We start from the raw sequence: 12873 nt of genomic DNA on the forward strand, positions 1-12873 counted from the left end.
TTGGAAAGAGAATCAGCCCTCTTTATCTGTGTAGAGGGCTATAAAAAAGCAGTTTGCTTGGCGGACGGTGTTGTTTCATCAAGTTCTTCTAATTGACGATGATGCAGGAGGTAAACTCCTGTGCTTTCTGCAAGTTGCCGTGCATGGCGTGTATATCCAGCATTGGAGACAACGGCCGCTAAATTTCCTCGTTGATGCTGACATGCCGTGAATATTTCCTGCACAGCACGGTTTCCGACGGGACGATTATAGAGCTTACATTGGACGACGAGACGCACGCTCCTGCGAGTGGCGATAATATCGGCACCTTGGTCACTGCCGTTAGGGGTAAGATGGGCTTTCCATCCAGCTTGTTGCAGTAGATGTGTACAGAAACGTTCATAGTCGAGTGGCGTCATGTCTGAAACATCATAGGGATCAGGGGATGAAGAGTGTGGTGGGGGATGAAAAGGAATAGGAGAATGAGATGACGGAATTTTCGTACGTCTCTGGATGATTGACCAGGATCTTTTTTCTACCGTGGGCCAAAGGTAATCGAGATTATATTCTTTGAGAGAAGGCAAAAGAACGGCTCTACAGAAATACTTAATTTCTTTAGTCCAGCGTTCTGTATGCACGTTTCCATAATGATCAGGTGTGAGAAGGTTTTGGCGTCTCTGAATGAGTGTTTCTCGATGAGAATTTATAAGACGTCTTATGAGAGTAATAGCCCGATGCCGACGGTATCTCCGAAAGAATACACGCCAACATACTGCGAAAAGGAGTATCCATAAGGGAAGGTCGGGAGGGAGAGAGGAGGTTGAAAAAGGGAAAGACGCAGCATCGACCACGGCATGTTTCAATGGAACTTTTGGGAGAAAGGTTTCTAATTGAACTTTGTGATGGAGGTGTTGAACAATAACACCGCAATAGCTTTTGACCTGATACAATAGCTCAGCCAGGGCCGTGACGTAGCGCTTCGGCAAGTTTAGCTGTGGTCTATTGAAGGGAAGAAGATGATGGTGGTTGTGTAGTGAGATAGCCGTATAAGATGCTGTGGCTAGAAGACCGACTATGAGAAAGACGCTACGATATTTTATATGTCGCAACACTGTTTCCTGGACGGTGTAATATAGGGTCGCACAGTTCAATAATCATCATATGGAGGGAATGGTGCCGACGCTCGGAATTGAACCGAGGGCCTACTGATTACGAATCAGTTGCTCTACCCCTGAGCTACGTCGGCATCCGGGAGTGCATATAAAGGCAATGCGCTTAGTCTGCAACGGGGGATATAAAAATAATTGATTTTCTACGGCTCTAGGGCTTGTAGCAGTGGAGACTCTGTCGCATTGAAAAGGATATGCTCAGAAAGGATCATTTCCATACAGGGTTATGGAGTCAAGGTGGTGCATTCTCCATAGGACGCCGTCGGCATACGCCACAGCCTCCTCTTCAGGTTGTTGAGGGTGATGTACATGAATGTAAGACTTGTGGACTGTTTCAGTTTATTCCCCCATTAAAGCCGGGAATGGCTGCGGATTGTGCCCGGTGTGGTGGGATGTTGGAGCGTCGTCGTCGTACATCCGCCTTGCTTGGTCCTTTGTGCTTTTGCATCACATCAATAGCGTTATATCTAGCGTTACTTGTCAGTGCTCTCCTGACGCTTGATGTTTATGGGCGCCGCAATACGGTTTCTCTTATGAGTGGGCCTATTGAACTCGCTCATCAAGGATTTGGTGAAGTTGGAATCCTCGTTGGGATTGCGACGTTGCTGATGCCTGGTGTTGTTCTTGGGCTTATGTTTGCTATCATTTGCGGTAGTTTGCGACATCATATGCCCATTTGGGTCAGGCCCTGTTTGACATGGTATGAGCGATTGCGCCCGTGGTCGATGATTGAGGTGTATGTCATTGGTTTGTTGGTCGCTTATAGTAAGCTTATTGATCTAGCTATTGTGACTTTGCAGCCGGGGGCCTTCCTTTTGGGAGGGCTTATGCTGATGATGGCGGCAATGGATTCGACTTTTGATGCTGACTTTGTGTGGCAACATCAGTCTGTTCACCGGCGTCACGGTCTGGATATATATGACTGTCGCCACCATCAACTGCCGTCACCGCGCCATATGTTGTCATGTCACGCCTGCCATATGGTGTTTGTCTCTGAAACGCTTGTAGAAGACGAACATGATATGGGCGATTGTCCCCGCTGTGGGCAAATTTTGAGGCGCAGAAAAAGAAAAAGCGTTAGCTCAACACTGGCTTTTTTAATAGCGGCATTGAGCTTTTATATACCAGCAAATCTCTATCCAGTCATGACATATATACGTGTTGGGCAGGGAAGCGCGAGTACGATCATTAGTGGTGTTATTGAGTTATGGCAGGCCAATTTATATTTCCTGTCATTGTTAGTGCTTTTTGCGAGTATTACGATACCTGTATTGAAGATTTTATCTCTGTTTGTCATGATCTATTGCCAGTATTATCCCAAGGTTCGAGCGTTGCGCGGGTTAGCAACGGCGTATCGAGCTGTGGTTTTTATCGGGCGGTGGTCAATGATTGATGTCTTTATGATTTCTATCTTGGTCGCTGTTGTGCGTTTTGGGTTTATGGCGCGTATTACGGCTAATCCTGGCGTTGTATGTTTTTCATTGGTTGTGATTTTGACAATTTTTGCAGCAGACTTGTATGACCCTCGTCGGATGTGGGATGCTGCGGGGTTAAATGATACAATTGCAAATGCCTTTCCAGCACATAAGAAGAACAAGAAATCGTTACCTAAACCCGACGAGAGGGAGCCTGAACACGCGTGAGTGATGATATTCGAGATACCGACCCTACGTCGCGTCATAATGAGGTAGGGGCTACGGTGCGGCCGACCCGGTTTTCGATTTTGTGGATTATCCCGATTTTGGCGGTGATAATTTCTGGATGGTTAGTGTGGCAGCATTTTGCAACGCAGGGACCGCGCATTACGATTTCTTTCGATGCAGCAGATGGCATTGTGCCGGGGCAAACGCAGGTAAAGAATAAAGCTGTTACATTGGGGGTTGTCCGTAGTGTGGATCTGAGCCCAGACATGAGCCATGCTGATGTCACGGTGCAGATGAATGGAGGTATTGAGGATCTTCTTACGGATCGGACACGTTTTTGGGTCGTCCGTCCGCGGATTAATGGCACAAGTATTACAGGTCTTGAGACGCTTTTGTCAGGGGCTTACATCGCGTTAGATCCAGGTCGTGATGGCAAACATTACCGGAACCATTTTAAAGGGTTAGAGACGCCTCCTGGCGTGCGTTCGGATCAGCCCGGTTCAAATTATTGGTTGGTCACCCCTCGGCTTGAATCATTGGGGTCTGGTGCTCCGATTTTTTTTCGTGATTTAGAAGTAGGTGAAGTTCTGGGGTATACGATGCCACCTGGTGGCGTTGGCCCGATTTTGCTTCAAGTGTTTATCCGCGCTCCTTATGACAGTTATTTGAAGGCAGATAGTCGGTTCTGGAATGTGTCGGGCATGCAGCTCGGGTTCGGGGCTGGCGGATTGCAGGTTAGATTGCAGTCACTTCAGACACTTTTCTCTGGTGGGCTCGCTTTCGGGCGACCAAGCTATAGCCGCAATATGAATGCGCCCATGGCAAAGCCCAACTCCGTTTTCAGGCTTTATGGGAGTGCTGAGGAAGCGGATAACACGCGCTATCATCAACGTTTCAAGGCGGCGACATATGTTGACACGTCTGTTGGTGGTTTGGTTGAGGGCAGCAAAGTTACGATGTTTGGGATACAGGTCGGTCTTGTAACAGGTGTGCAACTTGATATAGGCGATGGCCACCATGGCCCACGTGTAAGGGTTGATATGGATCTTGAGCCTGGGCGTGTTGCTGGAGGTGAAGAAGCTGGGCGTCCAGATTATGGTCATCAGATTTTGACGAGTCTTGTGGCACGGGGTATGCGTGCATCCGTGCAAACAGTTAGTTTCCTAACCGGCGAGTCCATGATTTCTTTTGGTTTTGTGCATAATGCGAAACCTGGGGCTCTGATATATGACAATGATGTTGCTATCCTTCCAAGCCAACCTGGCGGTTTCGATGGTGTGATTCAGTCGGTATCGACGATTACCAATAGATTATCTGCTGTGCCCTTTGAGAAAATTGGCAATCACTTGAATGATCTTCTGGCGGGTGCTGATCAGCGTGTGCGTAGCCCAGAGCTGACTCATTCTATGGTTGCATTGCAGGGGGCGTTATCTGCGCTGAATCGCTTAATGGATCATGCGGATGAGCATCTTCCAGCCCTAATGCAAAGCATGCAGGATGCCACGAGTCAGGCACGTGTTCTTATGGCGGCGTATAGTGGCGATACAGATTTTCATCGAAATCTAGAGATGTTTGTGCAGCAACTTACGCGCGCTACGCGTTCTATGCATCAATTGATGGATTATGTGAATCATCACCCTTCTGCATTTATTACAGGGCGTAGGAACTGATCATGAATTTTTCTGTGAATGATTCACGTGTAAGCCGTCTGATGCTTAGAAAATCAAGGATTACTCTGAGAGGTTTTCTTGTTACGGCTCTTCTTTTAGGTGGGTGTGCGAGCACACCCATCCATTATTACAATCTGGTTCCTCAGAGCGGTCAGGTCCATACGTCTTTGGCTGGTGGAGGCATACAGCCTATTGAGGTTCTTTCGCCATCCGTTCCAGAGTTACTGGATCGTGATACCATGGTGCGCTCTGTGCATTCTTATCGCGTTGAAATGGTGAGTGGGGCTGCATGGAGCGAGCCATTAGGAACGCTGATTGGCCATACGCTCGCCGCGGATTTAGGACAACGCTTGCCCGGGCGTGTGATATTTTCCCAAAATGATGCTGTAACGACGCCGCCTAAAGCTGTTCTAGCGCTCAGTATTAGCCGGTTTGATGTTGATGGGAATGGTTATGCCGTTATTGAGGGCATCCTATCTGTGCGGCGTGGAAATGGGTTTAAGGCATCGACACGTGATATACCTGTCAAATGGACATCTTCTCACGTGACAGAGAGTGGACCTAATGCTTTGGCTGCTTCATTGAGTGAGGGCATTGGGGTGATAGCCGATCAAGCTGCTCAGCTTTGTGAAGACTTAGAAACGATGCCGTCGCCCTCTTAAAAGGATTGTGCTGTCTATCCTATATAAAAAAGGCCCCCTCATTATGAGGGGGCCTTTTTGTCTTACATCTAAAAAATTTAGCTTATTAAAGCTTTTCGACCTGGTGATAATCCAAATCAACTGGCGTAGAACGGCCAAAAATGGAAACACTGACCTTTAGACGCTGATGCTCTGTATCGACTTCCTCGACACTCCCATTGAAAGAGGTGAAAGGTCCGTCTGACACACGAACCTGCTCCCCAATCTCGAACGAAAGACTGGAGCGTTGGCTCTCGAACCCTTCTTGGGATTGCTGCACAATACGCTTTGCTTCAGCGTTGGTAATGGGGGTTGGCTTATTACGCGTCCCAAGGAACCCTGTTACTTTCGGGGTATCTTTTACGAGATGCCAAGCTTGATCGCTAAGCTCCATTTTGACGAGCACATATCCAGGGAAGAATTTACGCTCTGTATTAACTTTGCGTCCGCGACGAACCTCTGTCACTTCTTCAGCGGGGACAAGGATTTCTTCAAATTGGTCGCTGAGACCCTTCTTTGCCGCTTGCTCACGAATATGCTCAGAAATCTTTTTCTCAAATCCTGAGTAAACATGCACGACGTACCAGCGTTTTGCCATAGGTTCTGTTCTAACCTCCGACCCCAAAAAGCCCGCGAATACCCAGTCCAATGACTTGGTCCACGATAAAGAAGAAAATACACGTGATAACGACCATGACAAGCACGGCACCGGTCGTGATGAAGGTGTTCCGGCGGGTTGGCCATGTTACACGACGTGCCTCTGCACGGACCTCTGAGAAATACCTACGGAGGTTGAAACCGGAACCCTTTGGAGCCGGAGAGATTTTTCGGGAATCGCCTTTCGGCTTGCTGACCGACACCATCATCCTCAAATCTTAACTAACAAACGACCCTGATTATCGTGGGAGGCTTCCCCAACTGATAGGGGACAAAGTGGCAGGGGTGGAGGGTCTCGAACCCGCAACCTCCGGTTTTGGAGACCGGCGCTCTAGCCAATTGAGCTACACCCCTTCCGGATCGAACCGGCGTCGTTAACGATAAAGGTTAGCGACGATGTGCGGTCAAAAAATAATAACCGACCGATAAAGTCAAGCTTTCTTTGCGAATGAAGGATAAAAAAAGATACTAATATTTTTTATACGCGAGCCCTCTTGCATTTAGAAAGGAAAATGAGGTAGGTCTCACTCCCAGATGAGCGGGCGTAGCATAATGGCTAATGCAGTAGCCTTCCAAGCTACTGATGAGGGTTCGATTCCCTTCGCCCGCTCCAGCTTCTAGAAAATTTAGTCTATTGCTGAGTGCAAGCACGGTGTGTTGGACGCGATTTTAGGTTGAAGCGTGTCACGAGTAGGGCAACAGCTTCTTTCCCATCATTGCTGGCTAAGTGTCCTTGTTGTCCCTGTCTGTCACGTATGCTCCCCATATCTTCACTGAGAAGAATATCGCCTGGAGTGAGCTCGATTCGTGTGCCGTCAGTTGCTTTTACCGTATAGAGACCCGCAACGGGGACAATCCATTCCATGTGATCTGAGGCATGCCAACCGCTCTTCCATCCTTGAGGTTGAATGTTTGTGGTAACGGTGGCCGTGCCTGTCTGGGAGGTTCCAGTCCATACGAGCGCTTGTGGCGAGGTGGTGTTACCGGTTTGTTTGCTCGTCTGGATTGGTGTGTTTTTCTCCTTGATAGGTTTGAAGGATGTGATGCGGCATTTGGTGAGATGAGTAGCACCTTCTGAGTCCGCCCAGTTGTCCCAGTAGATAAGTGTTGGAAAGCTTGGTTTATCTGTGACAGGCGCGGCGCGTCCGGCGTGAAGTGGTGTGATGCTTGTTCCCAAAAAGGTGAGTAGAAGAAGTCCAAGTCGTTGAGAGGAGGCGCGACCGCATGCGCCAAGACGAAAAAACATAGCTGACACCTTTTGATAGAATGGATCGACTTATAACGTATGGCGGGTAAGGTGCCGTCCTTCCGTAGGAAAGGAAAGGGGGATAGGTTAGGTATGCGAAGGACGAAGGGCGGCTTTCCTGGATTCTGCTCTGCCGCTTGCTTGCTTGTTTTTGTGGGGTCGTGCTAGTAAACATAGACGAACGCCGACCGGATTGGCTCTAAGAGAGTCCTGTGCGTCTGTATGGGGGGCTTGGGTCTGTCCGGCTGTGTTAAGCCGGCAGAACCGGTGTCTGATACAAGAACTTCTTATGACGGAACACGCCCGTGACGGTAGCACAGGAAAAGCGGATCAGAGCACCAGGTGAAGGTGCAAAGCGTTATGCTAGAGCCTTTTACGAATATTTGCAGGAAGGGGCCGATATACCCGCTGTGCTTCAGCAGGTGCAGGCCTTACGGCAGGTTATTCTCGAAAACGATGAGTTACGTTCAATATTAGCGGATCCGCGCTTGGATGTTCGTCGTGCGCCCGAATTGGTGAAAGCTCTTGTGGAAGGGTTACATCTAGGGGATGAGATGCGCCGTTTTGTTGGGGTGATTGCACGCCAAGGGCGGCTGGCTGCTCTTAGTGAAATTTTAGAGGCTGTTTCGTTGCTTGACGCTCATCAGCGGGGTGAGGTTCGCGTAGAAGTAGCTACAGCGCAGCCGTTAGATGATGCACAGCGCGAGCGTTTACGTGATTGTTTACGTGAAGCCGGCTATAACACCATTGCTATGACCGAACGTTTGGATGCATCTCTCTTGGGAGGGATGACAGTACGTGTTGGTTCTGTTCTTTTTGATACATCGATCGTCGGGCGTTTGGCCCGTCTGCAGAACGCTATGAAGGGAGCCGCGTGATGGACATCCGTCCCGCCGAGATTTCGGAGATTCTTAAGCAGCAGATCGCATCTTTCGATCAGCCCGAAGCGGTTTCTGAAACGGGAACTGTTTTATCCATCGGTGATGGTATTGCCCGCGTCTATGGCCTAGCCAATGTTGCCGCTGGTGAGATGGTTGAGTTTGAGGGCAGCGGTCAGAAGGGTATGGCTCTCAATCTTGAAAATGATAGCGTGGGTGTTGTGATTTTCGGTGATGGTGATGCCGTCAGCGAAGGGGACACCGTGCTCCGTACTGGCAAGATTGTTGAGGTGCCAGTCGGTAAGGGCCTGTTGGGGCGCGTGGTTGATGGTCTGGGCAACCCAATTGATGGGCGTGGTCCTCTCGAGAATGTTGAGTATCGTCGTGCCGAAGTTGCTGCGCCTGGTATTATGCCGCGTAAATCGGTTGATGAACCGATGCAGACGGGCATTAAGGCTATTGATGCTTTGGTGCCCATCGGACGTGGTCAGCGTGAGCTTGTAATTGGCGACCGTCAAACGGGTAAGACGTCTGTCCTTATTGATACGATCGTTGCTCAGAAAGAAGTAAATTCTGCGGGTGATCCGAAGACATCTCTCTATTGTATTTATGTTGCGGTAGGGCAGAAACGGTCGACTGTTGCGAACTTGGTGCGTAAGCTGACCGAAAATGGGGCGATGGAATATTCTATCGTTGTTGCAGCGACCGCCTCTGATTCGGCTCCTTTGCAGTATCTTGCTCCGTATTCGGCGTCATCAATGGGTGAGTATTTCCGTGATAACGGCATGCATTCATTGTTGTGTTATGATGATTTGTCCAAGCAAGCGGTTGCCTATCGTCAGCTTTCTTTGCTGCTGCGTCGTCCGCCAGGACGTGAAGCCTTCCCAGGGGATGTGTTCTATTTGCATTCTCGCTTGTTAGAACGTTCCGCCAAATTGTCTGATGCTCATGGCGGGGGGTCTATGACAGCGCTCCCGGTTATTGAGACGCAGGCTGGCGATATCTCGGCTTATATTCCAACAAACGTGATTTCCATTACGGATGGCCAGATTTTCTTGGAAACGGACCTTTTCTACAAAGGCATTCGCCCAGCTGTGAACGTTGGGAGTTCTGTTTCTCGTGTGGGGTCTTCTGCGCAAATTAAAGCGATGAAGCAAGTTGCTGGCCCGATTAAGCTGGAACTAGCTCAGTATCGCGAAATGGCTTCGTTCGCTCAGTTTTCTTCTGATATGGATGCCGCGACACGTCGTCAGCTTGAGCGTGGTGCTCGGTTAGTGGAACTGTTGAAACAGCCTGAGACATCTCCTTTGAGCGTGTCAGAACAGGTTGTTGTTTTGTATGCTGGGACGCGTGGTTATCTGGATTCAATTCCAGTCGATAAGGTTGTGGCGTACGAGCAGGCACTTCTTTCCGAACTGCGTGGTGGAAGCCAGAGCATCTTGCAAGAACTCAGTCAGAAGCGTCAGCTTGATGCAGACCTTGAGGGTAAGGTCAAAGGATTGCTTGAAGCTTTTGGTAAACGCTTTTCCGCGTAAGGGTGATATAACATGCCTTCGTTGAAGGAACTTCGTGGGCGGATCACGGGCGTTAAATCAACGCGCAAGATCACGAACGCCATGAAAATGGTCGCTGCCTCTAAATTGAGGCGCGCCCAAATAAGAGCTGAAGCGGCTCGCCCTTACGCCGAAACATCCAAAAGGATGATGGGTGAGTTGGCTTCTACGGTCCAGGGTGCCGATGTATCGTCTTTGCCTAGGTTGATGGTGGGGACGGGGAAAGATCAGACGCATCTTCTGATTGTTATGACTTCTGACCGTGGTTTGGCTGGTGGTTTTAACGCAAACCTTGTTCGCAAAACGCGTCAATATATCAGCGAATTGCAAGAGCAGGGGAAAACGGTAAAGCTGTTGCCTGTAGGGCGAAAAGGGGCTGAGGTTCTTGCACGCTACTATCCCGAGGCCATCGTCGAGACGATGACGAGTGATGGTGGCCAAGGCGCTTCTTTTGAACAAGCGATTTCCATAGCGTCACATGTTGTTAAGTTGCTGGATCAGGGTGAGATTGATTGCTGCACCTTGCTCCGGAATCGCTTTGTTAATGCGATGACGCAGGTTCCTGAGCAATTTAAGCTAGTGCCTCTTCCCGCATCGGAGGAGCAGGCTCAAGGTAGTGCTTCGGGTGAGGCTCATTATGAATTTGAGCCAAATGAAGAAACGCTACTTGCTCAGCTGTTGCCGCGCAATTTAGAGGTGCAACTTTTTGCTGCATTGCTGGAAAGCGCTGCGGGTGAGCATGCGGCACGTATGACGGCTATGGACAATGCTAGCCGTAATGCAAGCAAAGCTATCGACAGCTTGTCGTTGAAATATAACAGAACACGACAAGCAAATATTACAAACGAGCTGATCGAAATCATTTCTGGCGCAGAAGCTGTCTGAAATCACGCAGGAGACGAAATCTGATGTCTGAGGAACTCAAGCAAACTGACGCTTCTATCGGGCGTATTACCCAGGTACGCGGTCCTGTTGTGGATGTTCAGTTTGAAGGAAAATTACCGCATATTTTGGATGCGTTGCACACAAAGAATGGCGATGACACGCTTATTCTTGAGGTTGCGCAGGAGATTGGTGAGCGTCAGGTCCGTTGTATTGCGATGGGCACTACGGATGGTTTGGTGCGTGGTGGTGAAGTTAAGGCTACAGGGTCACAGATTACTGTGCCTGTTGGTCCCGAAACATTGGGGCGTATTCTTAACGTAGTTGGTGAGCCTGTTGATGAGCGCGGTCCCATCAATACCAAGCAGCGCTCTCCTATTCACCGTGAAGCCCCTCCTTTTGAAGACCAAGCAGCAACGACCGAAATTCTCGTGACGGGTATTAAGGTGATTGATTTGCTTTGCCCTTACCTAAAGGGTGGTAAAATCGGTCTCTTCGGTGGTGCTGGTGTTGGTAAGACGGTCATTATTCAGGAGCTGATTAATAACATTGCGAAGGCGCATGGTGGTGTGTCTGTGTTTGCCGGTGTGGGGGAACGTACCCGCGAAGGGAACGACTTGTATTACGAAATGCAGGGCGCTGGTGTTATTAAGATCGGTGAGGATGGTAGTACCGAAGGGTCAAAAGTGGCTCTGGTTTATGGTCAGATGAACGAGCCCCCAGGAGCTCGTGCTCGTGTGGCATTGACGGGACTGTCCGTAGCGGAATATTTCCGTGATGTTGAAGGTCAAGATGTGTTGTTCTTCGTTGACAACATTTTCCGTTTTACTCAGGCAGGTTCAGAAGTTTCGGCTCTGTTGGGGCGTATCCCATCTGCTGTGGGGTATCAGCCAACATTGGCAACGGAAATGGGTGCTCTTCAGGAGCGTATTACATCCACTAAAAAAGGATCGATTACGTCTGTGCAGGCAGTTTATGTGCCAGCCGATGACTTGACCGACCCTGCACCTGCTGCGACCTTTGCTCACTTGGATGCGACAACGGTGCTGAATCGTTCGCTTGCTGAGATTGGTATTTATCCTGCGGTTGATCCGTTAGCATCAACGTCTCGTTCGTTGGATCCACACATCGTTGGTGAAGAGCATTACCAGGTAGCACGTGCTGTGCAGAGCACATTACAGAGCTACAGAGAGTTGCAGGATATTATTGCAATTCTAGGTATGGATGAGCTTTCGGAGGAAGATAAGCTGGTTGTCGGGCGCGCACGTCGTATTCAGCGTTTCTTGTCCCAGCAGTTCCATGTGGCTGAGGTCTTCACAGGACTTCCAGGAACGCTTGTTTCTCTGGAAGATACCGTTCGCTCCTTTAAGGCTGTTGTATCCGGTGAATGTGATCACCTTCCAGAGAATGCGTTCTACATGGTAGGTGCTATTGAGGAAGCAATTGCGAAAGCTGAAAAGCTAAAGCAGGAGGGTTGATCCAATGCCGCTTCGCGCTGAGATCGTGAGTCCTGAGAAACGCCATACTGACTGTGAGGTTGATATGGTGGTTGTTCCGGGAACGGAGGGTGACATTGCGGCCATGCCAGGTCGCTCTCCAGTGATGCTGCAACTTCGTGGGGGTGTGGTTACACTGTACCAGGATAACAAGGTGCTGGAACGTCACTTCGTTGGTGGCGGTTTTGTGGAGATGACAGCAGATCACTGCACAATTCTTGCGGACTCGGTGAAAGCATTGGAAGATCTTTCGGTTGATGATGCTCGCCAGAGCCTTGAAGCTCTACAAGAGCAATGGACCAATCTTGGAACACATGATTACAAAGAGCGCGAATCTTTAGCGCGCAAGATTCAGGCTGTTCGAGCAGAGATTGAGACGGCTGAGCGTTTACAGCGGAATGCTTTCTGAGAAATTTCTTCATTAATGCAAAAAGCCAACTTGGGGGACTGAGTTGGCTTTTTTGTTATGTGGTTTGTGTTTTTTGGGTGATTAGGAGGGTTGGGTATTTAACTTTTTGTGAAGGTTTATGATTTTTTTGATTAGAATCGATTGACGGTTTTTGAGTGTAGTGTATAAGGCGCTTCACCGGCGGCGCTGGGGCGGAAGTTCTGGGGTTGTTTGGTAGTGATCTTTGAGAATTGAAGAGAGACTGGAAGGGATATGTTGGCGGCGTTTTAGTGGTAGATTATCGCTAGGATGTCATGGCTGATATATTTCTGATGTAAGAATTAGAGATGCTTTATTTGCTATGTGCGTTTTGGTTGGATTGAACCTGAGAGTTTGATCCTGGCTCAGAGCGAACGCTGGCGGCATGCTTAACACATGCAAGTCGCACGAACCTTTCGGGGTTAGTGGCGGACGGGTGAGTAACGCGTAGGAACCTATCCATGGGTGGGGGATAACACTGGGAAACTGGTGCTAATACCGCATGATACCTGAGGGTCAAAGGCTTTTGTTGCCTGTGGAGGGGCCTGCGTTTGATTAGCTAGTTGGTTGGGTAAAGGCTGACCAAGGCGATG

Annotated in this window: 12 protein-coding genes, 3 tRNA genes and 1 rRNA gene; 10 read left to right on the forward strand and 6 right to left on the reverse strand. The window is 49.2% G+C overall.

Annotated features, from left to right (window positions below; translation table 11 throughout):
* Window positions 1–38: 38 nt before the first annotated feature.
* Window positions 39–1088, reverse strand: coding sequence for a restriction endonuclease (locus GS501_RS09810; protein WP_202405251.1), 1050 nt, complete (start codon window positions 1086–1088; stop codon window positions 39–41).
* A gap of 62 nt (window positions 1089–1150) precedes the next feature.
* Window positions 1151–1225: transfer RNA gene (locus GS501_RS00855), tRNA-Thr, on the reverse strand.
* A 117-nt stretch (window positions 1226–1342) separates the two neighbouring features.
* On the opposite strand from GS501_RS00855, the gene GS501_RS00860 reads away from it, so the two are divergent.
* Genes GS501_RS00860 through GS501_RS00870 form a run of 3 tightly spaced genes read left to right on the forward strand, consistent with a single transcriptional unit; the run spans window position 1343 to window position 5123 of the window.
* Window positions 1343–2791 (forward strand): paraquat-inducible protein A, encoded by a 1449-nt coding sequence (locus GS501_RS00860; RefSeq protein ID WP_160830013.1) that lies wholly within the window; start codon window positions 1343–1345, stop codon window positions 2789–2791.
* Window positions 2788–4461, forward strand: a complete 1674-nt coding sequence (locus GS501_RS00865; protein WP_370517890.1) for an intermembrane transport protein PqiB — start codon at window positions 2788–2790, stop codon at window positions 4459–4461. The genes GS501_RS00860 and GS501_RS00865 overlap by 4 nt, the downstream gene beginning before the upstream one ends.
* A 2-nt stretch (window positions 4462–4463) precedes the next feature.
* Window positions 4464–5123, forward strand: coding sequence for a membrane integrity-associated transporter subunit PqiC (locus GS501_RS00870; protein ID WP_160830014.1), 660 nt, complete (start codon window positions 4464–4466; stop codon window positions 5121–5123).
* 85 nt (window positions 5124–5208) lie between these two features.
* On the opposite strand, the gene nusG is transcribed toward GS501_RS00870, so the two are convergent.
* The 3 genes from nusG to GS501_RS00885 all read right to left on the reverse strand — a co-directional run bounded on the left by nusG (window position 5209) and on the right by GS501_RS00885 (window position 6152).
* The gene (gene nusG / locus GS501_RS00875) at window positions 5209–5739 is read right to left on the reverse strand and encodes a transcription termination/antitermination protein NusG (RefSeq protein WP_160830015.1); all 531 of its coding nucleotides are present in this window, start codon (window positions 5737–5739) and stop codon (window positions 5209–5211) included.
* Between the two features lie 10 nt (window positions 5740–5749).
* The gene (gene secE / locus GS501_RS00880) at window positions 5750–6004 is read right to left on the reverse strand and encodes a preprotein translocase subunit SecE (protein ID WP_160830016.1); all 255 of its coding nucleotides are present in this window, start codon (window positions 6002–6004) and stop codon (window positions 5750–5752) included.
* Between the two features lie 71 nt (window positions 6005–6075).
* Window positions 6076–6152, reverse strand: a tRNA-Trp gene (locus GS501_RS00885).
* A 184-nt stretch (window positions 6153–6336) separates the two neighbouring features.
* On the opposite strand from GS501_RS00885, the gene GS501_RS00890 reads away from it, so the two are divergent.
* Window positions 6337–6411, forward strand: a tRNA-Gly gene (locus GS501_RS00890).
* An 18-nt stretch (window positions 6412–6429) separates the two neighbouring features.
* Here GS501_RS00890 and GS501_RS00895 read toward each other — a convergent pair.
* Window positions 6430–7044 carry a hypothetical protein gene (locus GS501_RS00895; RefSeq protein WP_160830017.1) on the reverse strand — a complete coding sequence of 205 codons (615 nt, stop codon included), beginning with the start codon at window positions 7042–7044 and terminating at the stop codon, window positions 6430–6432.
* Between the two features lie 305 nt (window positions 7045–7349).
* Between GS501_RS00895 and atpH the strand changes: the two genes are divergently transcribed.
* The 6 genes from atpH to GS501_RS00925 form a co-directional block, all read left to right on the forward strand.
* A complete protein-coding gene (gene atpH, locus GS501_RS00900; protein WP_160830018.1) occupies window positions 7350–7922 on the forward strand; it encodes an ATP synthase F1 subunit delta in 573 nt (190 codons plus the stop codon).
* Complete coding sequence (gene atpA / locus GS501_RS00905) at window positions 7922–9457, forward strand: F0F1 ATP synthase subunit alpha (RefSeq protein ID WP_160830019.1); 1536 nt, start codon at window positions 7922–7924, stop codon at window positions 9455–9457. The genes atpH and atpA overlap by 1 nt, the downstream gene beginning before the upstream one ends.
* Before the next feature lie 12 nt (window positions 9458–9469).
* Entirely contained in the window at window positions 9470–10360 is an 891-nt protein-coding gene (locus GS501_RS00910; protein ID WP_160830020.1) for a F0F1 ATP synthase subunit gamma, read from the forward strand.
* A 23-nt stretch (window positions 10361–10383) separates the two neighbouring features.
* On the forward strand, window positions 10384–11835 hold the full coding sequence (gene atpD, locus GS501_RS00915; RefSeq protein WP_160830021.1) for a F0F1 ATP synthase subunit beta: 1452 nt from the start codon (window positions 10384–10386) through the stop codon (window positions 11833–11835).
* A 4-nt stretch (window positions 11836–11839) separates the two neighbouring features.
* Complete coding sequence (gene atpC, locus GS501_RS00920; protein ID WP_160830022.1) at window positions 11840–12262, forward strand: ATP synthase F1 subunit epsilon; 423 nt, start codon at window positions 11840–11842, stop codon at window positions 12260–12262.
* Between the two features lie 360 nt (window positions 12263–12622).
* Window positions 12623–12873, forward strand: a 16S ribosomal RNA gene (locus GS501_RS00925); the annotation flags it as partial.

Source organism: Saccharibacter sp. 17.LH.SD (genome assembly GCF_009834805.1).
Classification (GTDB): Bacteria; Pseudomonadota; Alphaproteobacteria; order Acetobacterales; family Acetobacteraceae; genus Saccharibacter.

What these genes read in the sequence shown, in the direction of transcription:
- GS501_RS00860 (WP_160830013.1), top strand. Translation starts at nt 1,343, where the DNA reads ATGCTCAGAAAGGATCATTTCCATACAGGGTTATGGAGTCAAGGTGGT.
- GS501_RS00870 (WP_160830014.1), top strand. Translation starts at nt 4,464, where the DNA reads ATGAATTTTTCTGTGAATGATTCACGTGTAAGCCGTCTGATGCTTAGA.
- nusG (WP_160830015.1), bottom strand. Translation starts at nt 5,739, where the DNA reads ATGGCAAAACGCTGGTACGTCGTGCATGTTTACTCAGGATTTGAGAAA.
- secE (WP_160830016.1), bottom strand. Translation starts at nt 6,004, where the DNA reads ATGGTGTCGGTCAGCAAGCCGAAAGGCGATTCCCGAAAAATCTCTCCG.
- GS501_RS00895 (WP_160830017.1), bottom strand. Translation starts at nt 7,044, where the DNA reads ATGTTTTTTCGTCTTGGCGCATGCGGTCGCGCCTCCTCTCAACGACTT.
- atpA (WP_160830019.1), top strand. Translation starts at nt 7,922, where the DNA reads ATGGACATCCGTCCCGCCGAGATTTCGGAGATTCTTAAGCAGCAGATC.
- GS501_RS00910 (WP_160830020.1), top strand. Translation starts at nt 9,470, where the DNA reads ATGCCTTCGTTGAAGGAACTTCGTGGGCGGATCACGGGCGTTAAATCA.
- atpD (WP_160830021.1), top strand. Translation starts at nt 10,384, where the DNA reads ATGTCTGAGGAACTCAAGCAAACTGACGCTTCTATCGGGCGTATTACC.
- atpC (WP_160830022.1), top strand. Translation starts at nt 11,840, where the DNA reads ATGCCGCTTCGCGCTGAGATCGTGAGTCCTGAGAAACGCCATACTGAC.